Genomic DNA, 21,544 nt, shown 5'->3' with positions numbered 1-21,544 from the left:
AGGCAAAAGGGTGGGGAGGCGGACCCACCGTATTCGCGAGCAAGCCCGCTCCCACACAAGCCCGCTTTCACATGAGACCTGCTGTGTTGCGCAGATTGCATTAATTTTCATAATCGGAGTTTGCCATGGATATCGCCATTCCTGGCCCCACCCTCAAGCAGCGTCTGGCGCGTGCCGAGCGGGTCAACCGCTGGAAAGCCCAGGCCTTGATTGCGCCGCTGGTGCTGTTCCTGGTGCTGGTGTTCCTGGTGCCGATCGTTGCGTTGCTTTACAAAAGCGTCGGCAACCCGGAAGTGGTGGGCGGCATGCCGCGCACGGTGATGGCGATCAATACCTGGGATGGCCGCGGTTTGCCCGGCGAGCCGGTGTATCAGGCCCTCAGCGAGGACCTGGGCGAGGCGCGTAAAAACCAGACACTGGGCGATTTGTCCAAACGCTTGAACATGGAGCTGGCCGGCTATCGCAGCCTGCTTACCAAGACCGCGCGGGCGCTGCCGTTTACCGAAGCGCCCGCCTCCTATAAAGAAGCGCTGGAAAACCTGGACGAGCGTTGGGGCGACCCGGCGTATTGGCAGGCGATCCGGCGCAACACCAGCAGCCTCACGCCGTATTACCTGCTGGCGGCGGTCGATCACCGGATCGACGACCTGGGTGAAGTCGCCCCGGCCACGCCCGACCAGGCGATTTACCTGGACATCTTCGCCCGTACATTCTGGATGGGCCTGGTCATCACCTTTGTGTGCCTGCTGCTGGCCTATCCCCTGGCGTACCTGTTGGCCAACTTGCCGTCGCGACAAAGCAACCTGCTGATGATTCTGGTGCTGCTGCCGTTCTGGACCTCGATTCTGGTACGGGTGGCGGCGTGGATCGTGCTGCTGCAATCCGGTGGCTTGATCAACAGTGCGCCGATGGGCCTGGGCCTGGTCGATAAACCGGTGGAACTGGTGTTCAACCGCACCGGGGTCTACATCTCCATGGTGCATATTCTGTTGCCATTCATGATTCTGCCGATCTACAGCGTGATGAAAGGCATCTCGCCCACGTATATGCGCGCGGCGATTTCCCTGGGCTGTCACCCGTTCGCCAGCTTCTGGCGCGTGTACTTCCCGCAGACCTACGCCGGCGTCGGCGCCGGTTGCCTGCTGGTGTTCATCCTGGCGATTGGTTACTACATCACCCCGGCCTTGCTGGGCAGTCCCAACGACCAGATGGTCAGCTACTTCGTGGCGTTTTATACCAACACCAGCATCAACTGGGGCATGGCCACCGCGCTGGGCGGCTTGCTGCTGCTGGCCACCGTGTTGCTGTACCTGATCTACAACCGGCTGGTAGGCGCCAGTCGCCTGCGCCTGAGCTGAGGAGACTTTTGCGATGCTGAGCCCTTATATGTCGCCCATCGAACGGGTGTGGTTCTACAGCTTGCGGATTCTCTGCGGCTTGATCCTGCTGTTCCTGATTTTGCCGGTGCTGGTGATCATCCCGCTTTCGTTCAACAGCGGGAGTTTCCTGGTGTATCCGCTGCAAGGTTTCTCACTGCATTGGTACCAGGACTTCTTCGGCTCGGCCGAGTGGATGCGCGCGCTGAAGAACAGCATCATCGTGGCCCCCGCCGCGACGGTGCTGGCTATGGTCTTCGGTACCCTGGCAGCGATTGGCCTGACCCGTGGCCACTTCCCCGGCAAGGCGCTGGTGATGGCCTTGGTGATTTCACCGATGGTGGTGCCGGTGGTGATCATTGGCGTGGCCAGCTACCTGTTTTTTGCGCCTTTGGGTCTGGGCAACAGCTTCTTCTCGCTGATCGTGGTACACGCGGTGCTGGGTGTACCGTTTGTGATCATCACCGTGTCGGCCACCTTGCAGGGTTTCAACCATAACCTGGTGCGGGCAGCGGCCAGTCTCGGGGCGTCGCCGCTGACCACGTTCCGCCGGGTGACCTTGCCGTTGATTGCGCCGGGGGTGATTTCCGGGGCGCTGTTTGCCTTTGCGACATCGTTCGACGAAGTCGTGGTGACGCTGTTCCTTGCCGGCCCCGAGCAAGCGACCTTGCCGCGCCAGATGTTCAGCGGTATCCGTGAAAACCTCAGCCCGACGATCGCGGCGGCGGCGACCCTGCTGATTGCCTTCTCGGTGTTGCTGTTGCTCACCCTGGAATGGCTGCGCGGGCGTAGCGAGAAACTGCGGACCGCGCAGGTCTGACTGTGGCAACGCGATCCAATGGATGTGGCTTTTGTGGGAGCCGGGCTTGCCCGCGATGCAGGCAACTCGGTTTATCAGTCAAACCGAAGTGATGCCATCGCAGGCAAGCCAGCTCCCACACTGACCGTGCCCACTTTGAATCACCTGTGCATTCAGTTGCTGAATAGCTGACAACACGCCGTAGGAAGCTACGCTTGTGCCAGCCCATCACTCAACAAGAGGCCGCGCACATGAGTACTTCCTCATTCAAGATCGCCCACAAGCTGTTGACCGGCCAGGGGGCCATCGAACAACTGGCCTTCGAACTCTCGCGTCTGGATGTGGATAACCCGCTGATCGTGACTGATGCCGCGCTGGTCAAGTCTGGCACTGTGGCGCTGGCGCTGGAGCACTTGGGCGAGCGTACCTACGAAATTTTCGACCGCGTGCTGCCCGACCCGGAAATCGCCATCGTCGAGGACTGCATGCAGGTGTACCGTGACGGCGGGCATGACGGCTTGATCGGGGTGGGCGGCGGCAGTGCCATCGATATCGCCAAAAGCGTGGCGGCCTATGCCGGTTATCACGGTGCACTGGCGGATCTGTTCGGTGTCGACCAGGTGCCGCGCAAAGGGCCGCCGCTGATCGCCATCCCGACTACCGCCGGCACCGGTTCGGAAGTGACGAATGTGGCGATCCTTTCCGACAAGGTTGCCCAACTGAAAAAAGGCATTGTCAGTGATTATCTGCTGCCGGATGTGGCGCTGATCAGCCCGCAAATGACCCTCACTTGCCCGCGCGGCGTCACTGCCGCCAGTGGCGTGGATGCGCTGGTGCACGCCATCGAGTCCTACCTGTCGCTGAATGCATCGCCGATCACCGACGCCCTGGCCATCGGCGCGATCAGGTTGATTGCCGGCGCCTTGCCCAAGGCCTACGCCAACCCGGGCAACCTGCAAGCCCGTGACGATATGGCCACCGCCAGCCTGATGGCCGGCATGGCCTTCGGCAATGCCGGGGTCGGTGCGGTGCATGCGCTGGCCTATCCGCTGGGCGGGCGTTTCAATATCGCCCACGGCGTCAGCAATGCGCTGTTGCTGCCCCATGTAATGCACTGGAACAAGCTGGCCTGTGTGGAACGCATGCAGGACATTGCCCAGGCGATGGGGGTGAATGTTTCAGGTTTGAGCGTCAATGACGCGGCCGATCGAGCGGTGGAGGCCATGGCGCGATTGTGTGCCGCCGTGGAGATCCCGGCGGGCTTGCGTAGCTTCGGGGTGCCCGAGGACGCGATCCCGGCCATGGCCACGGAAGCGGCGGGCATCGAGCGGCTGATGCGTAACAATCCGCGCCAGCTCAGCGCAGCCGATATCGAGAAAATCTATCGGGCCGCCTACTAACCGTTGAGTTAGGTCACGGTGCGCAGGGCAAAGCATGCGGTATACAATGCGCGCCATCGTGATTTAGCTCAAAAAAGGTGCGTCATGCAGCCCTTCGTCATTGCTCCATCGATTCTCTCCGCCGACTTCGCCCGCCTGGGTGAGGAAGTGGACAAGGTGTTGGCCGCCGGTGCCGACTTCGTGCACTTCGATGTCATGGACAACCATTACGTGCCCAACCTGACCATCGGTCCGATGGTCTGCGCCGCGCTGCGCAAGTACGGCATCACCGCGCCCATCGATGCACACCTGATGGTCAGCCCGGTCGATCGCATCATCGGTGACTTCGTTGACGCCGGCGCCACTTACATCACCTTCCACCCGGAAGCCTCGCTGCACGTGGACCGTACCCTGCAACTGATCCGCGAAGGCGGTTGCAAGGCGGGCCTGGTGTTCAACCCGGCCACGCCGTTGAGCGTGCTCGAGTACGTGATGGACAAGGTCGACATGATCCTGTTGATGAGCGTTAACCCAGGCTTCGGCGGGCAGAAGTTCATTCCCGGCACGCTGAACAAGCTGCGCGAAGCCCGTGCGCTGATCGACGCTTCGGGGCGTGATATCCGCCTGGAGATCGACGGTGGTGTCAACGTCAACAATATCCGCGAAATCGCCGCTGCTGGCGCCGACACCTTCGTGGCCGGCTCGGCGATCTTCAACGCCCCGGACTATCAGGAAGTGATCGCCAAGATGCGCGCCGAACTGGCGCTGGCGCGTCCATGAGCGGTTTTGAGCAGTTGTTCCCTGGCAAGTTGCCACGGCTGGTGATGTTCGATCTGGACGGTACCTTGATCGATTCGGTGCCCGACCTGGCCGCGGCGGTGGACGAAATGCTGCTCAAGCTGGGACGCAAGCCCGCGGGTATCGAGGCGGTGCGCGAATGGGTCGGCAACGGCGTGCACATGTTGGTGCGCCGGGCCCTGGCCAACCACATCGATGCCGACGGTGTGGATGAGGTGGAAGCCGAGCACGCCCTGGAACTGTTCAATGCCGCCTATGAAGACGGCCACGAACTGACCGTGGTTTACCCCGGCGTGCGCGACACCCTCAAGTGGCTGAGCAAGCAGGGCGTGGAAATGGCCCTGATCACCAACAAGCCGGAGCGCTTCGTCGCGCCGTTGCTGGACCAGATGAAAATCGGCCGTTATTTTCGCTGGATCATCGGTGGCGATACGCTGCCGCAAAAGAAACCCGATCCGGCGGCGCTGTTTTTCGTGATGAAGATGGCCAATATCCCGGCCTCCCAGTCCTTGTTCGTCGGCGATTCGCGCAGTGATGTGCAGGCAGCAAAAGCTGCTGGTGTGCAGTGCGTGGCCCTCAGTTATGGTTATAACCATGGCCGGCCGATTGCCGAAGAGTCGCCGGCGCTGGTGATTGATGACCTTCGGCTGCTAATCCCCGGTTGCTTGGGAGCGGGCGCTGAGATAACGTTGCCCGACATTGAATCAACCCCTTCTGGAAACGCCATCGTGGTGGTCACTCGCAAACTCTGGATGAAAGTCATCAAGGCCCTGGCCCGTTGGCGTTGGCGCGCCTGACTGATCCTGGCCGCGCTGCGGCACGTTTGCATACCTGACTGTTTGATCCTCAAGCCACGAGGCACATCATGATTCGCGAAGAATTCCTGCGTTTGGCCGCTGCCGGCTATAACCGCATTCCCCTGGCCTGCGAAACCCTGGCCGACTTCGACACGCCGCTGTCGATCTACCTGAAACTGGCCGACGAGCCCAACTCCTACTTGCTGGAATCGGTACAGGGCGGCGAAAAGTGGGGCCGTTACTCGATCATTGGCTTGCCGTGCCGTACCGTCCTGCGGGTACACGATCACCATGTGAGCGTTACCCATGACGGTATCGAGATCGAAAGCCATGACGTAGAAGACCCGCTGGCGTTCGTCGAAACCTTCAAGGCGCGCTACAACGTGCCGACCATCCCTGGCCTGCCGCGTTTCAACGGTGGCCTGGTGGGGTATTTCGGCTACGACTGCGTGCGCTATGTGGAAAAACGCCTGGGTAAATGCCCGAACCCGGATCCGCTGGGCGTGCCGGACATTCTGCTGATGGTCTCTGACGCCGTGGTGGTGTTCGACAACCTTGCCGGCAAGATGCACGCGATCGTCCTCGCCGACCCGGCCCAGGCGGACGCCTTCGAGCAAGGCCAGGCCAGCCTCGAAGCCCTGCTGGAAAAACTGCGCCAGCCGATCACCCCGCGTCGCGGTCTGGACCTCAGCCGTCCGCCGGCGGCCGATCCGGTCTTTCGTTCAAGCTTTACCCAGGGTGACTATGAGCGCGCTGTGGACACCATCAAGGAATACATCCTCGCCGGCGACTGCATGCAGGTGGTGCCGTCGCAACGCATGTCCATCGACTTCAAGGCCGCGCCGATCGATCTGTACCGTGCGCTGCGCTGCTTCAACCCGACGCCGTACATGTACTTTTTCAACTTTGGTGACTTCCACGTGGTGGGCAGCTCGCCGGAAGTGCTGGTGCGGGTCGAAGACAACCTGATCACCGTACGCCCCATCGCCGGCACCCGCCCGCGCGGCGCGACCGAAGAGGCGGATTTGGCGCTGGAAGAAGACCTGCTCAGCGATGACAAGGAAATTGCCGAGCACTTGATGCTGATCGATCTGGGCCGCAACGATACCGGGCGCGTCTCGGAAATCGGTTCGGTGAAGCTCACCGAGAAAATGGTGATCGAGCGGTATTCCAACGTCATGCACATCGTGTCCAACGTCACCGGTGAACTGAAAGCCGGCCTGACCGCGATGGACGCACTGCGGGCGATCCTGCCGGCGGGCACCCTGTCGGGGGCGCCGAAGATTCGCGCAATGGAAATCATCGACGAGCTGGAGCCGGTCAAGCGCGGTGTCTACGGCGGCGCCGTGGGTTATTTCGCCTGGAACGGCAACATGGACACGGCCATTGCGATTCGCACCGCCGTGATCAAGGACGGGGAGCTGCATGTGCAGGCCGGTGGCGGGATCGTCGCCGACTCGGTGCCGGCCCTCGAATGGGAAGAAACCCTCAACAAGCGCCGCGCGATGTTCCGCGCCGTTGCGCTGGCTGAACAGACCCCCAATTTCTGAGGTTTCCCCCATGCTCCTGATGATTGATAACTACGATTCCTTTACCTACAACGTGGTGCAGTACCTGGGCGAACTCGGTGCCGAGGTCAAGGTGGTGCGCAACGACGAACTGAGCGTGGCCGAAATCGCCGCGCTGAACCCCGAGCGCATCGTGGTTTCGCCGGGCCCGTGCACGCCGACCGAAGCGGGCATTTCCCTGGAGGCCATCCAGTATTTCGCCGGCAAATTGCCGATCCTCGGTGTGTGTCTGGGCCACCAGTCCATCGGCCAGGCCTTTGGTGGTGACGTGGTGCGCGCGCGTCAGGTGATGCACGGCAAGACCAGTCCGGTATTCCATCATGATCTGGGTGTGTTCCATGGGCTCAACTTGCCGGTGACGGTGACCCGCTATCATTCACTGGTGGTCAAGCGCGAAACCCTGCCGGACTGCCTGGAATTGACGGCCTGGACGCAGCTGGAAGACGGCTCGGTGGACGAGATCATGGGCCTGCGTCACAAGACACTGAACATCGAGGGGGTGCAATTTCACCCTGAATCGATCCTGACCGAGCAGGGCTACGAGCTGTTCGCCAACTTTTTGAAGCAGAGCGGCGGCACGCGCTAAGGACTTTTCATGGATATCAAGACTGCCCTGAGCCGTATCGTCGGCCATCTGGACCTGAGCACCGCTGAAATGAGCGATGTGATGCGCGAAATCATGACCGGTCAATGCACCGACGCGCAGATCGGCGCGTTCATGATGGCGATGCGCATGAAGAGCGAGAGCATCGACGAAATCGTCGGTGCGGTCTCGGTGATGCGCGAGCTGGCGGACAAGGTCGAACTCAATACCCTCGACGGCGTGGTCGATGTGGTGGGCACCGGCGGTGACGGTGCGAATATCTTCAACGTGTCGACGGCGTCCTCCTTTGTGGTCGCAGCGGCAGGCTGCACCGTGGCCAAGCACGGCAACCGTGCCGTGTCCGGCAAGAGCGGCAGCGCCGATCTGCTGGAAGCCGCCGGGATCTACCTGAACCTCACGCCGGTACAAGTGGCGCGTTGCATCGACAGCGTCGGCATCGGCTTCATGTTTGCCCAGTCCCACCATGGGGCAATGAAACACGCCGCTGGCCCACGCAAGGACCTCGGCCTGCGCACCCTGTTCAACATGCTTGGCCCGCTTACGAATCCGGCCGGTGTGAAACATCAGGTAGTGGGCGTGTTCAGCCAGGCACTGTGCCGACCCTTGGCCGAAGTGTTGCAGCGCCTGGGCAGCAAGCATGTGCTGGTGGTGCACTCCAAGGATGGCCTGGACGAATTCAGCCTGGCGGCACCGACCTTCGTGGCGGAGCTGAAGAATGACCAGGTCACCGAATATTGGGTCGAGCCGGAGGACCTGGGCATGAAGAGCCAGAGCCTGCACGGTTTGTCGGTGGAAAGCCCGGCCGCCTCACTGGAGTTGATCCGGGATGCCCTGGGGCGTCGCAAGACCGAAAACGGTCAGAAAGCGGCGGAAATGATTGTGCTCAACGCGGGCGCGGCGCTGTATGCCGCCGACCACGCCTCCAGCCTCAAAGAAGGCGTGGCCCTTGCACACGATGCGTTGCACACCGGGCTTGCCCGGGAAAAGCTCGAAGAACTGGGTGCCTTTACTGCGGTGTTCAAGATGGAGAATGAAGGATGAGTGTGCCGACCGTTCTGGAAAAAATCCTGGCCCGCAAAGCTGAAGAAGTCGCTGAGCGCCGTGCCCGTGTCAGCCTGGCCGAGCTGGAAAGCCAGGCGAAGATCGCCGATGCGCCACGGGGTTTCGCCAATGCGCTGATCGCCCAGGCCAAGCTCAAGCAGCCGGCGGTGATTGCCGAGGTGAAAAAAGCCTCGCCAAGCAAGGGCGTGATCCGTGAAAACTTCGTGCCGTCGGAAATCGCTGTCAGCTATGAAAAGGGCGGGGCGACCTGCTTGTCCGTGTTGACCGATATCGACTACTTCCAGGGTTCCGACCTGTTTCTGCAGCAGGCCCGCGCCGCGTGCAAGTTGCCGGTGATCCGCAAGGACTTCATGGTCGACCCGTATCAAATCGTCGAAGCCCGCGCCTTGGGCGCCGACTGTGTGCTGCTGATCGTCTCCGCACTGGACGACGTGAAGATGGCCGAGCTGGCGGCCGTGGCCAAGGACGTCGGCCTGGATGTGTTGGTGGAAGTGCACGACGGCGACGAACTGGAGCGCGCCCTGAAAACCCTCGACACACCGCTGGTGGGGGTCAACAACCGCAACCTGCACACCTTCGAAGTCAGCCTGGAAAACACGCTTGACCTGCTGCCGCGCATTCCGCGTGACCGTCTGGTGATCACCGAGAGCGGCATCGTCAACCGTGCCGACGTGGAACTGATGGAAATCAGCGGCGTGTATTCGTTCCTGGTGGGCGAGACGTTCATGCGTGCCGAGAACCCGGGGGCGGAGTTGCAGCGTCTGTTCTTCCCGGAGCGTGGCGTGGCAGTCAGCGGCTCGACATTGGACTGACCAAAACTTGGAATGCGGCTTAAATGTGGGAGCGGGCAAGCCCGCTCCCACATTTGATTCTGTGTTTGTTTGGATAGGTAGGTGTTTGATGGTTAATCCCGTAAGGATGACGGTTGAAGCAGGCCTTGCCGCAGAGCAAAGCCTGTTGGCCGCCGTTTGCGCGGGCGAACAAGCGTTCGGCCTGCTGTTCTGGCAACCCATTGATCAAGCCTTGGTGATGCCACGGCGTTTGAGCCGTCTGCCTGCGTTCGACGCCGCCAGCCAGGTCTCGGCCGATGCCGGTTGGCCCGTGCTATTGCGGGAAACCGGAGGTGAGCCGGTGCCGCAGTCGAGCGCCACCGTCAACATTGCCCTGGTTTATGCGCCGCCGCGCAGCGAGGGCGATCAGCATCGTATCGAAACCGGCTACTTGCGCCTGTGCCAGCCAATCTGTGATTTGTTGGTTGAGCTGGGCGGCGACGCGTCAGTCGGTGAAATCGACGGCGCGTTTTGCGACGGTCGCTACAACGTCAACCTCAATGGTCGCAAGATGGTCGGCACCGCACAGCGTTGGCGGCAGAGCGGTGGTCGTCCGGTGGGGTTGGTGCACGGTGCATTGTTGCTGGAAAACGACCGTGACGAATTGATTGCCGCGGTCAATCGCTTCAATGAAGCCTGCGGCCTCGACCAGCGCGTTCGCGCCGACAGCCACATCGCCTTGCACGAGGCTTTCCCGGCGCCGGATGCGATCAGTCGACTGGATGCGTTGTATCGCCAGATGCTGGCCGATTTTCTGCTGGTTTAACGTGTTCCGAACACCACCATGGTCTTGCCTTTGACGTGGACCAGGTTGCGTTCTTCCAGGTCCTTGAGCACACGGCCGACCATTTCTCGCGAGCAGCCGACAATCCGTCCGATTTCCTGGCGGGTCACCTTGATTTGCATGCCGTCGGGGTGGGTCATGGCGTCGGGTTGTTTGCACAGTTCCAGCAGGCAACGGGCCACCCGACCGGTGACATCGAAGAACGCCAGGTCGCCCACTTTGCGTGTGGTGTCTCGCAACCGTTGGGCAATCTGACCGCTCAGGGCATACAGAATGTCCGGGTCATGCTGAGCCAGTTCGCGGAATTTGGTGTAGCTGATCTCGGCCACTTCACACTCCACCTTGGCCCGCACCCAGGCGCTGCGCTCCTGCTCTTTGCCAGCTTGCTCGAACAGTCCCAGTTCACCAAAAAAATCCCCGGAATTGAGGTAGGCGATGATCATTTCCCGACCGTCTTCATCCTCGATCAGGATGGTGACCGACCCCTTGATGATGAAAAACAGCGTTTCGGAGCGTTCACCCGCGCAGATGATGTTGTGCTTGGAGGGATAGCGCCGGCGCTGGCAATGCATCAGCAGCTTGTCGAGGTTCTTGATCTTGGATATGGGAGTAAGGGCAACCATGGTTGTATCCCGAAAAGACTGCACGGTGTGATTGGAGTTGTTTTTATCCAGCGATATATCGGCATTGATACACGCTGTACAAAGGATGGCAATGCGCCATTTCGCTGGCGCCAGCTTACCAGACACATTCTGACTCGATTAGCGAATTTGCGACCCAAACCCTGCTGTTGATCGCTTTCATGGGAAACACTGTTGCCGGTGGCCCCTGTGCTAAGCTGGCGACCCTTTTTTAGAGTGGAGTCTGGGCGATGAAGGCACGCATCCAATGGGCGGGCGAAGCCATGTTCCTCGGTGAGTCGGGCAGTGGCCATGTCGTGGTCATGGACGGTCCGCCGGACGCCGGTGGCCGTAACCTGGGTGTACGCCCGATGGAGATGCTGCTGCTGGGCGTGGGCGGCTGCAGCAATTTCGATGTGGTCAGCATCCTGAAAAAGTCTCGCCAGGCCGTGGAAAGCTGCGAAGCGTTCCTGGAAGCTGAGCGCGCCACTGAAGACCCCAAGGTGTTCACCAAGATCCACATGCATTTCGTGGTCAAGGGCCGGGCGTTGAAGGAAGCCCAGGTCAAGCGGGCCATCGAGCTGTCGGCCGAGAAGTATTGCTCGGCCTCGATCATGCTCGGCGCGGCGGGCGTTGCCATCACCCATGATTACGAGATCATCGAACTGGGTTGATGACAAAACCGGCAGGCAAAAAGAAAGGGCGCTTCGAGAGCGCCCTTTTTGTGGGTCAGATGCGGTAGGTGCTTTTGGTCATGACCTTGGCCAAAAGGCTCATGCCGAACCTGACCGGCGCCGGGAAGCGGAAACCGCCAGCATCCAGCGCGCTTTCGGCGTGGTGTTCTTCATCGATGCGCATCTGCTCCAGAATGGCCCGGGACTTTTCGTCTTCAGGCGGTAATTGCTCCAGGTGCTCATCGAGGTGCTTGCAGACTTGATGTTCGGTGGCCGCGACAAAACCGAGGCTGACTTTGTCGCTGACCAGCCCGGCAACGGCGCCGATACCAAACGACAAGCCGTAAAACAAAGGATTGAGCACGCTCGGGTGACTGCCGAGCTGGCGAATGCGTTGTTCGCACCAGGCCAGGTGGTCGATCTCTTCCTCGGCCGCGTGTTCCATGGCGGCGCGTACCTGTGGCAGCTTGGCGGTCAGGGCCTGGCCCTGGTACAGCGCCTGGGCACAGACTTCGCCGGTATGGTTGATGCGCATCAGGCCGGCGACGTGACGGGTCTCGGTCTCGCTCATCTGGGTGTCGGGCCGCACGATCGCGGGCGACGGGCGGTACGGTTGGCCGCTGAAGGGCAGCAGCGTGCGCATGGCCGTATCGGCTTGCAGCAACAGGCGGTCGATGGGCGAGTAGTGCCGTTGGGTAGTCATGCTGACCTCCGGGAAGAATCTCGGCGGCCAGTTTACCGCATGAGAGGTGAAAGCGTTCGGGCGGAGTCAAGGGCATAGCGTCGCAGCCTGGGGCCGCGACCCTCAAGACCCACGCCAATCAGCCCGGCGGCCAGTTCATCTGGCGCTGACCGAGCACATGCATATGAATGTGATACACGGTCTGACCGCCTTTCGGGTTGCAGTTCATCACCACGCGGAAGCCTTCCTCGCAACCTTGCTCCAGGGCCAGGCGCTGGGCGGTGAACAGAATATGACCGGCCAGGGCTTTGTCTTCTTCGGTCAGGTCATTGAGGGTGGGGATGTGCTTTTTCGGGATGACCAGAAAATGGACAGGCGCCGCGGGAGCGATGTCCTTGAAGGCGAGGATCTGATCATCTTCGTAGATGATGTCCGCCGGTATTTCGCGGTTGATGATCTTGGTGAACAGAGTATCCACAGCTGTTTCTCCATTATGAAAGTGCAGGGTGAGTGTACTGAGCCGATCAGCGTGGGCAATAGGCCTTGTTGATGGCGCCGGCAATTCTGCGGGTCAGCCAGCGGGGGCTGAAACGCGGGCTGAAAGCGATCCAGCGGTTGCGTCGGCCAGGAATGATGATGGCTTTGTTCTTATCCAGTGCACGCACGGTGTAGAGCGCCACTTCCTCTGGGCTCATCAGTTTTTCGCTGGCGTCGAGCTTGGCGGTGTCCATCTGCGCGGTGCCGTAGAAGGCAGTGCGCGTCGGGCCGGGGCATAGCACCGAGACCTTGATGCCGCAGGTTTTCAGTTCTTCGCGCAGGCCTTCGGAAAAATGCAGCACATACGCCTTGCTGGCGTAGTAAGTGCTCATCCACGGGCCGGGTTGGAACGCTGCGACCGAGGCCACATTGAGGATTTGCCCACCGCCGTGCAGGGCCATGGCGTTGCCGAGCGCATGGCACATGCGGGTCAAGGCCAGGATGTTGACTTCCATCAGGTCCTGCTCGGTCATCCAGTCCTGGGCGAGAAACGGTCCGCTGGTGCCGATGCCGGCGCAGTTCACCAGCAGGTCGATTTGCCGCTCGCCTTCTTCAAGCTCCAGCAGAAACCCGGACAAGCGCAGCGGTTCGCCCAGGTCGCAGGCGCGAAACAGCACCTCGACGCCGAAGCGCTGGGTCAATTCGAGTGCAATGCTTTCCAACTGATCACGCTGGCGGGCCACCAGAATCAAGCTACGGCCGCGACGGGCCAGGGCTTCGGCCAAGGCCAGGCCGATGCCGCTGGAGGCACCGGTGATCAGAGCGTAACGGGTCATGCCTTTCTCCATCGTAACGCCGCCGAGCCTGTGACTGAGCCATCACAGGCGGCGGACGTTTCTTTACTGTTCTTCTGGAGAGTCTACAGGTTCGGCCGCCTCGTCAGCACTTTGCGCTTCGTCTTCATCAATGACACCGTTTTGGTCAGCGTCATCGTCGGCGGTGATGGAGCTGCTTTCGTAGCCGCTGTCCACATTGGCTTCAAGTTGGTCCAGATAGCCGTTCATGCCCAGGGTGACCACAATGGCAAGCATCACCGGGATAAACGCCAACCACAGGGTGGCCAGGACTTTTACCGCGGTGGAGTTGCGCGGTGGTGGCGCGCCGTACTGGTTGGCGCCGGTATTGCCCGGAAGCACCAGCAGCAAGAGCGGGAAGATGCTGTTGACCAGTGGCACCAGGTTCAGGAACCACAGCCAGCCGGACCAGCCCAGGTCATGCAAACGCTGTACGGCGATCTGCACGCTGACCCAGAGCAGCGCGACGAACAGCGCGAACCCCAGCAGCGAACCCAGAATGATGCCCGCCGTCGGGGACGCAGTCGCCACCGCAAAGCCGGCGGTAGCGATGATGCCCGAGGCAACGAGCATCGCAACCGTCAATACCAGCGTCCATGCCAGGTAGCGCAGCCGACCGATACGGCCGTGGATCGTGAAGACTTTGAGTGTTGCGTACTCCGGCAAGCTGTCACCCACGGCGGCACGGGGTGGTGCGTAGGGGGAGGTGGCCGGGCGGGAGAAGTCAGAGGCGCCGGTATCGGTTTCGTGAGTCTCGGCGAGGCTGAAGGCGACGGGTTGTTCGGGTTCGATACGCGCATCCACCCCGGCATTTTTCAGCGCATTGAGGTAAGTGTCGGCGTCTGCGCGGGAGAGGTCGCGTTTCAGCGCGACGGGGCGGCCGGTGAAGAGCTTTTCGATGGCGTCGACATCGCTTTTGAACAGCTCGGCCAGGTTTAGTTTGGCAGTGGTACTTTCGACCCCCGGGAGCAAGGCTCCGTCAAACACAATCTTGAAACGGTTGTCGCTCATGCGGGCATCCTTGTCACTGATTCATTGGGTGAGTGCAGGCCTGCTCGAACGGCAGGCCTTGCGGTGGGTTCAGCGTGGCCAGCGCAATTGTACTGCGTGTTCGCGCGCCTTACTGTATTCGGCATCCAGGCGCGCAACGAGTTCATCGACGCTGGGCAGATCATCAATCTCTCCGACACCCTGGCCGGCGGACCAGACGGTCTTCCAGGCCTTGGCCTCGTCGTTCAAGGGCTTGAGCTTGGAGCCGAAGTTGACTTCGCCCTTGGCTTGCAGCGCGGCGAGGTCGAAACCGGCGTTTTCCAGGCTCTGGCGCATGAAGCTCGCAGGTACGCCGGAGACAGCGGGAGTGTGCACGATGTCGGCGGCACGCGATGTGAGCAGCATCTCTTTATACGCATCCGGAGCGTGGCTTTCGGTGGTGCCGATGAAACGGGTGCCGAAATAGGCCAGGTCTGCGCCAAGCAACTGGGCGGCGAGGATTTCGTGCCCATGGTTGAGGCAACCGGCGAGCAGCAGGGTTTTGTCGAAAAACTGGCGAATCTCGGCGATCAGCGAGAACGGGCTCCAGGTGCCGGCATGGCCGCCGGCGCCCGCTGCCACGGCAATCAGGCCATCCACCCCGGCTTCAGCGGCTTTTTCGGCATGGCGGCGGGTGGTGACATCGTGAAACACCAGGCCGCCGTAGCTGTGTACGGCGTCGACCAACTCTTTGACCGCGCCCAGGCTGGTGATGACGATGGGTACTTTATGGTCGACGCAGATCGCCAGGTCAGCCTCCAATCGCGGGTTGCTGTTGTGCACGATGAGGTTCACTGCGTAAGGCGCGGGGTTGTCCAGTTGAGCCAGGCCTGCTTCGATTTCTTCCAGCCAGGCCTTGAAGCCGCTGCTTTCACGCTGGTTGAGGGCCGGGAAACTCCCGACCACCCCATTGCGACAGCAGGCCAATACCAGTTGCGGGTTGGAAATCAGGAACATCGGCGCCGCCACCACAGGCAGGCGCAGGCGTTGTTCGAGCAAGGCAGGCAGCGACATTGGAAGTCCCCCGAGTCATTGAAGTTAGAACGGTTTGACCACGACCAAAATTACGATAGCCAGCAATATCAGAACCGGCACTTCATTGAACCAGCGATAAAAGACATGGCTGCGGGTGTTTTCGCCACGGGCAAAACGTTTTACCTGCGCGCCGCACATATGGTGGTAGCCGATCAGGATGACCACGAGGGTCAGCTTGGCGTGGATCCAGCCGCCTGAATGAAAGATGCCGGGGTTGAGGGCGATCAGCCAGATGCCGAACACGAGCGCGGCAACCATCGCCGGGCCCATGATGCCGCGATACAACTTGCGCTCCATGACGCTGAAGCGTTCCTTGCTGACGGCATCTTCGCTTTGTGCGTGGTAGACGAACAGGCGTGGCAGGTAGAACAGCCCGGCAAACCAGCAGACGATGCTGACGATATGGAAGGCTTTGACCCATAGATAAAGCATTTTTAGTTATTCCCAGGTTCACGGTAGCGAAGATAGTAGTGGCTGATGCGCCCGTACGTCACGTTGACGGTTGTCGCAGGGCGATACGGCCCCTATTATCGACGGCTTTCCAGTGGGTTCGTTGAGGGCAGGTTTATGGTCAAGGTCGGTATCGTCGGCGGCACGGGTTACACCGGTGTCGAATTGCTGCGTCTGTTGGCTCAGCATCCGCAAGCTGAGGTGGTGGTCATCACCTCCCGATCCGAGGCTGGCCTGGCTGTGGCCGATATGTACCCGAACCTGCGAGGTCATTACGAGGGCCTGGCGTTCAGCGTTCCGGACATCAAGACCCTCGGCGCCTGTGACGTGGTGTTCTTTGCCACGCCTCATGGTGTAGCCCACGCACTGGCGGGTGAGTTGCTGGCGGCGGGCACCAAGGTGATCGACCTGTCGGCGGACTTCCGCCTGCAGGACGCCGATGAATGGGCCAAGTGGTACGGCCAGCCACACGGCGCGCCAGAGTTGCTGGAAGAAGCGGTGTATGGCCTGCCGGAAGTCAATCGTGAGCAGATCAAGCAGGCGCGGTTGATCGCGGTGCCGGGTTGCTATCCGACCGCTACACAGTTGGGCTTCCTGCCATTGCTGGAAGCTGGGCTGGCAGACGCTTCGCGTTTGATCGCAGACTGCAAGTCGGGCGTCAGCGGCGCCGGTCGCGGCGCGGCGGTGGGCTCGCTGTACTCCGAGACGTCGGAAAGCATGAAGGCCTATGCGGTAAAAGGGCATCGCCACTTGCCGGAAATCCGCCAGGGGCTGCGTCGCGCTGCGGGCAAGGATGTGGGCCTGACTTTCGTGCCGCACCTGACCCCGATGATCCGTGGTATCCACTCCACGCTGTACGCAACCGTGGTGGATCGCTCGGTCGATTTGCAGGCGCTGTTTGAAAAGCGTTACGCCAACGAGCCGTTCGTCGACGTGATGCCGGCTGGCAGCCATCCGGAAACGCGCAGCGTGCGCGGCGCCAACGTATGCCGGATTGCTGTGCACCGTCCGCAGGATGGCGACCTGGTGGTGGTGTTGTCGGTGATCGACAACTTGGTCAAGGGCGCGTCGGGCCAGGCTGTGCAGAATCTGAACATCCTGTTCGGCCTGGACGAGAAACTGGGTCTGTCCCACGCGGGCATGCTGCCTTAAGGCTGTCGAGTCGCTAAGCAAAAGGCCCGTTGATCGGGCCTTTTGTGTTTTTAATGGCGGCAATGCAGATTGATATACCGTAACAATAGTTGACCGCTTTTCTAGGAGAAGCGGATAATGCCCGCCATTACGCAGTTGGCGGCGGTACGCCGGGAGATTATCAGCATGAGCGTTGAATCCTTCACCCCCACGGCTTTGCAATTCACCCACGGTGCTGCGCACAAGGTGAAGAGCCTGGTCGATGAAGAGGGTAATGATCGCTTGAAGCTGCGCGTATTCGTTACGGGCGGCGGTTGTTCAGGGTTTCAGTATGGCTTCACCTTCGATGAGGAAGTGGCCGACGACGACACCATCGTTGAGCGCGAGGGCGTGAGCCTGGTCGTGGATCCGATGAGCTTCCAATACCTGGCCGGTGCCGAGGTGGATTATCAGGAAGGTCTTGAGGGGTCGCGTTTTGTGATCAAGAACCCCAATGCCACGACTACCTGTGGTTGCGGGTCTTCGTTCTCGATCTGATCGGCAGCCTGATTCCGGCAAATAAAAACGCCGCTTGGCTTTGATGGGCCAAGCGGCGTTTTGCTGTCTGGAGGTTTATGCCGGGTAGATCGCGCCCAGTACTCGCAGCCCGCGTGCGCCGGTGACACTGGGGCGGTTGGCGGCGATGCCTTCCAGGCAGCAGTGGGCCAGCCAGGCGAACGCCATGGCTTCGACCCAGTCGGGGTCCACGCCATAGGTGGCGGTGCTGCTGACGTGGGTGGTCGGCATCAACGCGGCCAGGCGGTTCATGAGCGTGGCGTTGTGGGCGCCGCCGCCACAGACCAGCAATGTTTCGGTATCGGATTGTGCCGCCTGCAGGGACTCGACGATGGTCTGTGCGGTCAGTTCGAGCAGGGTGGCTTGCACGTCTTGGGGCTGGAATGATGGCAGTCGCCCGAGGTGTTGCTGCAACCATCCCAGGTTAAAGACTTCGCGTCCTGTACTTTTCGGGCCTTGGGTCACGAAGAAGGGGTCGCTGAGCAGCGCGTTGAGCAATTGAGAGTCGACCTTGCCGCTGGCGGCCCACCGACCATCGCGGTCAAAGTGTTCGCCCCGTTGCTGGTGAATCCAGGCGTCGAGCAGAACGTTACCTGGGCCGCAGTCGAAACCGGCTACAGGTTTTCCAGTCTCGATCAGGCTGAGATTGCTGAAACCTCCCACATTCAATACGGCGCGGTTGCCGCTGCGCGCCTCAAACAACGCTTCGTGGAAGGCGGGCACCAGGGGGGCGCCCTGGCCGCCGGCGGCGACATCGCGGCTGCGGAAATCACTGACGACGGTGATGCCGGTCAGCTCGGTGAGCAGTGCCGGGTTGCCGATCTGTACGGTAAACCCGCGGGCGGGCTCATGCCGGATGGTCTGGCCGTGGCTGCCGATTGCCCGGACGGCCTGGGGGTCGAGGTTTTGTTGCTTGAGCAGAGAGTGAATGCCTTGTGCGGCGAGTTTTACCCAGTTTTGCTGGGCAATGGCCGAGCGAGCGATCTCGTCCGGCCCGCTGGCGCAAAGGCTAAGCAGCTCGCTGCGCAGGGTGTCTGGCATGGGAATGTAGTGAGTGGCGATCAACGTGATCGACGAATCCTGTTCGATCAGGGCGATGTCCAGGCCGTCGAGACTGGTCCCGGACATCACACCCATATAGAGCGGCATGCCTTAACGCTTCGCCGAAGCGAGCAAGGTGGAGCGCTCTTGGTCCATGCGGGCCATGAGCGGCTGGCTTTGTTGCAGGAAGCGAGCGCGTTCGGCCTTGGCGATCGGATCGGCCATCGGAAGTTTCTGACCCAGCGGATCGACGTGCACACCATTGACCTGGAATTCATAGTGCAAGTGCGGGCCAGTGGACAGGCCAGTGGTGCCGATATAGCCGATCACCTGACCCTGTTTCACGTTGCTGCCGGTCGAAACGCCTTTGGCGAACCCTTGCATATGGCCATACAGCGTGCGGTAGGTATTGCCGTGCTGGATGATCACAGTATTGCCGTAACCACCGCGACGTCCGGCCAGCAGTACCTTGCCGTCACCGGCGGCCTTGATGGGCGTGCCGCGTGGGGCTGCATAGTCGACGCCTTTGTGTGCGCGAATTTTGTTCAGGATGGGGTGTTTGCGGCCCATGGAAAAACGCGAGCTAATGCGAGCGAAGTCCACCGGCGTACGGATGAACGCCTTGCGCATGCTGTTGCCATCAGCCGTGTAATAGCTGCTGTTGCCCTGTTTGTTGGTGTAACGCACGGCGGTGTAGGTTTTGCCACGGTTGGTGAAGCGTGCTGAGAGAATATTGCCGGTGCCGACGACTTTGCCATTGGCGACTTTCTGCTCGTAGATCACGTCAAATTCGTCGCCTTGGCGGATGTCCTGGGCGAAGTCAATGTCGTAGCCAAACACGTTGGCCATGTCCATGGTCATGCTGTGGGACAGGCCGGCACGGGCAGCCGACTGCGACAGGGAGCTGTTGATTACACCGTGTACATAGGCAGAGCGCATCACTGGCTTGGTGGTGACGCGATTGAAGGCGAAACCTTTGGCACCCTTGGTCAGGGTGATCCTTTCAAGGTCGCTGACACTGCTGTGCAAGTTGTTGAGCAGGCCGTCGGGTGTCAGTTCAAACTCGAGTTTCTGGCCGTGCTTGAGTTGGGTGAATTGTTTGGCTTGCTTGTCGCTGGCCAGCACCTCGTTGACCGTGGCGGCAGGCAGGCCAACCTTTTCGAACAGGGTGGAGAGTGTGTCGCCCTTGGCCACAATCACTTCGCGGTGCAGAGGGTTCTTTGTCGTATTTGCAGGGGGCGCAGGTTCTTCCTGGACGGCTTGCTGGGTGTCTTCGGGGCTGCTTTCTATTTGGGCGAACGGCGATTCGGTCGGTGCATTTGTGGCTTGTTGTGCGTCGGAAGCGTCTTGATCTTGTGTCAGTTGTTCAACTGGGCTTTCCAGGTCAAGGCTCAGGGACGTTCGTTTGGCTTCTACGTCACTGGAAGGGAATACCAGGAGTGCCAGGCTGAGAAGAGCGGCGATACCACTTGCGGCGAGCAGGTGGGTCTTCGGGTAAAGCGGCGGCGCTTTAGACGGTTCTGTGGTCATAAGTAATTTTGACTTTGAAGATGAAATGGAAAAGATGAATGACATGATGAAGATGAAATAACTGTATAAAATATAACCAAATCATCTGTGGTGCAAGCTCGCGAATGCCGGGCTTGCTGAACGGTGTCCGTTCGCAGGGCAAAACTTGTATTTAGTTCCTGATCTTGTATGGTTGGTTCCCTTTTGAATCTGAGCCTTGCGGGTCTGTTATGAAGTCGGTTGAAGAGCAGCTAGCGCTGATAAAACGTGGTGCGGAAGAACTGTTGGTCGAGGCTGAGCTGGTCGAAAAGCTCAAGCGTGGCCAGCCCCTGCGTATCAAGGCCGGCTTTGATCCCACTGCGCCGGATCTGCATCTGGGTCATACCGTGCTTATTAATAAGCTGCGTCAGTTCCAGGAGCTGGGGCATCAGGTCATCTTCCTTATTGGTGATTTCACCGGAATGATCGGTGATCCGAGCGGCAAGAGCGCGACGCGTCCACCGTTGACCCGCGAGCAGGTGCTCGATAATGCCGAGACTTACAAGGCTCAAGTGTTCAAGATTCTTGATCCGGCCAAGACTGAGGTGGCCTTCAACTCTACCTGGATGGATCAGATGGGCCCGGCGGACTTCATTCGCCTGACTTCGCAGTACACCGTTGCACGCATGCTTGAGCGGGATGACTTCGATAAACGCTATTCCACCAATCAGCCGATTGCCATTCACGAGTTCCTTTATCCGTTAGTGCAGGGGTATGACTCGGTCGCCCTTCGTGCGGATGTCGAGCTGGGCGGTACCGATCAGAAGTTCAATCTGCTGATGGGGCGTGAGTTGCAACGTGCATATGGCCAGGAGGCTCAATGCATTCTGACCATGCCGCTGCTGGAAGGTCTGGATGGCGTCAAGAAGATGTCCAAGTCTCTGGGCAACTACGTGGGCATTCAGGAAGCGCCGGGTGTGATGTACGGCAAGCTTGTCTCCATTCCTGATGCGCTGATGTGGCGTTATTTCGAGCTGCTGAGCTTCCGCTCGATGGATGAGATCAATGCGCTGCGTGCGGATGTAGAGGCGGGCGCGAATCCGCGTGATGTGAAGATCAAGTTGGCTGAGGAGATTGTTGCGCGTTTCCATGGCGAAGAGGCTGCGGCGAATGCTCACCGGGCTGCGGGTAATCGCATGAAGGATGGTGAGTTGCCGGATGATCTGCCTGAGATTGAATTGTCTGCTACTGAGGCGATGCCGATTGCTGCTGTGCTTAATAAGGCGGGGCTGGTCAAGAACTCGGCGGTTGCGCGTGACCTCTTGGGTTCGGGCGGTGTGCGTGTTGATGGTGAGGTTGTGGATCGCGCCTTTATATACGAACTGGGCGCTACCCATGTTTGCCAGGCAGGGAAGAAGGCGTTTGCGCGGATTACGCTCAAATCCGAATAAACCTGAAATTAAGTGTTGACGGCGAATTTTATCTGTCTATAATTCGCCCCACTTCCGGCG

23 protein-coding genes are annotated in these 21,544 nt (G+C 60.3%); 14 read left to right on the top strand and 9 right to left on the bottom strand.

Translation table 11 applies throughout. The features are described 5' to 3' along the window. Positions 1 to 125: 125 nt before the first annotated feature. From ACW9IB_RS26575 to ACW9IB_RS26530, 10 genes are all read left to right on the top strand, one after another. The gene (locus tag ACW9IB_RS26575; protein ID WP_457416129.1) at positions 126 to 1,358 is read left to right on the top strand and encodes an ABC transporter permease; all 1,233 of its coding nucleotides are present in this window, start codon (positions 126 to 128) and stop codon (positions 1,356 to 1,358) included. 13 nt (positions 1,359 to 1,371) lie between these two features. Then, positions 1,372 to 2,196 carry an ABC transporter permease gene (locus tag ACW9IB_RS26570; protein WP_457416127.1) on the top strand — a complete coding sequence of 275 codons (825 nt, stop codon included), beginning with the start codon at positions 1,372 to 1,374 and terminating at the stop codon, positions 2,194 to 2,196. Between the two features lie 230 nt (positions 2,197 to 2,426). Next, positions 2,427 to 3,575 carry an iron-containing alcohol dehydrogenase gene (locus ACW9IB_RS26565; RefSeq protein WP_457416125.1) on the top strand — a complete coding sequence of 383 codons (1,149 nt, stop codon included), beginning with the start codon at positions 2,427 to 2,429 and terminating at the stop codon, positions 3,573 to 3,575. 84 nt (positions 3,576 to 3,659) lie between these two features. Continuing rightward, on the top strand, positions 3,660 to 4,334 hold the full coding sequence (gene rpe / locus ACW9IB_RS26560; RefSeq protein WP_457416123.1) for a ribulose-phosphate 3-epimerase: 675 nt from the start codon (positions 3,660 to 3,662) through the stop codon (positions 4,332 to 4,334). Further along, positions 4,331 to 5,149, top strand: coding sequence for a phosphoglycolate phosphatase (locus ACW9IB_RS26555; protein ID WP_457416121.1), 819 nt, complete (start codon positions 4,331 to 4,333; stop codon positions 5,147 to 5,149). The genes rpe and ACW9IB_RS26555 overlap by 4 nt, the downstream gene beginning before the upstream one ends. Positions 5,150 to 5,217: 68 nt before the next feature. After that, the gene (gene trpE / locus ACW9IB_RS26550; RefSeq protein WP_457416119.1) at positions 5,218 to 6,699 is read left to right on the top strand and encodes an anthranilate synthase component I; all 1,482 of its coding nucleotides are present in this window, start codon (positions 5,218 to 5,220) and stop codon (positions 6,697 to 6,699) included. 10 nt (positions 6,700 to 6,709) lie between these two features. Continuing rightward, on the top strand, positions 6,710 to 7,303 hold the full coding sequence (locus ACW9IB_RS26545) for an aminodeoxychorismate/anthranilate synthase component II (RefSeq protein ID WP_457366749.1): 594 nt from the start codon (positions 6,710 to 6,712) through the stop codon (positions 7,301 to 7,303). A 9-nt stretch (positions 7,304 to 7,312) separates the two neighbouring features. Further along, positions 7,313 to 8,362 carry an anthranilate phosphoribosyltransferase gene (trpD, locus tag ACW9IB_RS26540; RefSeq protein ID WP_457366750.1) on the top strand — a complete coding sequence of 350 codons (1,050 nt, stop codon included), beginning with the start codon at positions 7,313 to 7,315 and terminating at the stop codon, positions 8,360 to 8,362. Beyond that, the gene (gene trpC, locus ACW9IB_RS26535) at positions 8,359 to 9,195 is read left to right on the top strand and encodes an indole-3-glycerol phosphate synthase TrpC (protein WP_457366751.1); all 837 of its coding nucleotides are present in this window, start codon (positions 8,359 to 8,361) and stop codon (positions 9,193 to 9,195) included. The genes trpD and trpC overlap by 4 nt, the downstream gene beginning before the upstream one ends. Positions 9,196 to 9,283: 88 nt before the next feature. Continuing rightward, entirely contained in the window at positions 9,284 to 9,979 is a 696-nt protein-coding gene (locus ACW9IB_RS26530; RefSeq protein WP_457416117.1) for a lipoate--protein ligase family protein, read from the top strand. Here the strand turns inward: ACW9IB_RS26530 and crp are convergent. After that, entirely contained in the window at positions 9,976 to 10,620 is a 645-nt protein-coding gene (gene crp / locus ACW9IB_RS26525) for a cAMP-activated global transcriptional regulator CRP (protein ID WP_457366753.1), read from the bottom strand. The genes ACW9IB_RS26530 and crp overlap by 4 nt on opposite strands. Before the next feature lie 248 nt (positions 10,621 to 10,868). On the opposite strand from crp, the gene ACW9IB_RS26520 reads away from it, so the two are divergent. Then, the gene (locus tag ACW9IB_RS26520; protein WP_017138086.1) at positions 10,869 to 11,291 is read left to right on the top strand and encodes an OsmC family protein; all 423 of its coding nucleotides are present in this window, start codon (positions 10,869 to 10,871) and stop codon (positions 11,289 to 11,291) included. A 55-nt stretch (positions 11,292 to 11,346) separates the two neighbouring features. Here ACW9IB_RS26520 and coq7 read toward each other — a convergent pair whose 3' ends face one another. The 6 genes from coq7 to hemJ form a co-directional block, all read right to left on the bottom strand. Beyond that, positions 11,347 to 11,994 (bottom strand): 2-polyprenyl-3-methyl-6-methoxy-1,4-benzoquinone monooxygenase, encoded by a 648-nt coding sequence (gene coq7, locus ACW9IB_RS26515; protein WP_457416115.1) that lies wholly within the window; start codon positions 11,992 to 11,994, stop codon positions 11,347 to 11,349. A gap of 118 nt (positions 11,995 to 12,112) precedes the next feature. Next, complete coding sequence (locus ACW9IB_RS26510; RefSeq protein ID WP_457366755.1) at positions 12,113 to 12,451, bottom strand: histidine triad nucleotide-binding protein; 339 nt, start codon at positions 12,449 to 12,451, stop codon at positions 12,113 to 12,115. A gap of 46 nt (positions 12,452 to 12,497) precedes the next feature. Then, positions 12,498 to 13,286, bottom strand: coding sequence for an SDR family NAD(P)-dependent oxidoreductase (locus tag ACW9IB_RS26505; protein ID WP_457366756.1), 789 nt, complete (start codon positions 13,284 to 13,286; stop codon positions 12,498 to 12,500). A gap of 63 nt (positions 13,287 to 13,349) precedes the next feature. Beyond that, positions 13,350 to 14,315 carry a DUF805 domain-containing protein gene (locus ACW9IB_RS26500; RefSeq protein WP_457366757.1) on the bottom strand — a complete coding sequence of 322 codons (966 nt, stop codon included), beginning with the start codon at positions 14,313 to 14,315 and terminating at the stop codon, positions 13,350 to 13,352. 69 nt (positions 14,316 to 14,384) lie between these two features. After that, a complete protein-coding gene (locus ACW9IB_RS26495) occupies positions 14,385 to 15,347 on the bottom strand; it encodes an NAD(P)H-dependent flavin oxidoreductase (protein ID WP_457416113.1) in 963 nt (320 codons plus the stop codon). A gap of 24 nt (positions 15,348 to 15,371) precedes the next feature. Further along, complete coding sequence (gene hemJ / locus ACW9IB_RS26490; protein WP_457416111.1) at positions 15,372 to 15,800, bottom strand: protoporphyrinogen oxidase HemJ; 429 nt, start codon at positions 15,798 to 15,800, stop codon at positions 15,372 to 15,374. Between the two features lie 135 nt (positions 15,801 to 15,935). Here hemJ and argC point away from each other — a divergent pair, with 135 nt between their 5' ends. Both argC and erpA read left to right on the top strand, forming a co-directional pair. Then, the gene (gene argC / locus ACW9IB_RS26485; RefSeq protein WP_457416109.1) at positions 15,936 to 16,970 is read left to right on the top strand and encodes an N-acetyl-gamma-glutamyl-phosphate reductase; all 1,035 of its coding nucleotides are present in this window, start codon (positions 15,936 to 15,938) and stop codon (positions 16,968 to 16,970) included. Positions 16,971 to 17,135: 165 nt separating this feature from the next. Further along, positions 17,136 to 17,486, top strand: coding sequence for an iron-sulfur cluster insertion protein ErpA (gene erpA / locus ACW9IB_RS26480; protein WP_007906865.1), 351 nt, complete (start codon positions 17,136 to 17,138; stop codon positions 17,484 to 17,486). 75 nt (positions 17,487 to 17,561) lie between these two features. On the opposite strand, the gene ACW9IB_RS26475 is transcribed toward erpA, so the two are convergent. After that, positions 17,562 to 18,653 (bottom strand): anhydro-N-acetylmuramic acid kinase, encoded by a 1,092-nt coding sequence (locus tag ACW9IB_RS26475; RefSeq protein ID WP_457416107.1) that lies wholly within the window; start codon positions 18,651 to 18,653, stop codon positions 17,562 to 17,564. Between the two features lie 3 nt (positions 18,654 to 18,656). Continuing rightward, entirely contained in the window at positions 18,657 to 20,075 is a 1,419-nt protein-coding gene (locus ACW9IB_RS26470) for a peptidoglycan DD-metalloendopeptidase family protein (RefSeq protein WP_457416105.1), read from the bottom strand. A gap of 209 nt (positions 20,076 to 20,284) precedes the next feature. Between ACW9IB_RS26470 and tyrS the strand changes: the two genes are divergently transcribed. Beyond that, the gene (tyrS, locus tag ACW9IB_RS26465; RefSeq protein WP_457416103.1) at positions 20,285 to 21,484 is read left to right on the top strand and encodes a tyrosine--tRNA ligase; all 1,200 of its coding nucleotides are present in this window, start codon (positions 20,285 to 20,287) and stop codon (positions 21,482 to 21,484) included. The last annotated feature ends 60 nt before the right edge of the window (positions 21,485 to 21,544 follow it).

Source organism: Pseudomonas sp. SDO524_S393 (assembly GCF_054071875.1).
This window is presented reverse-complemented; position numbering and strand designations above follow the sequence as displayed.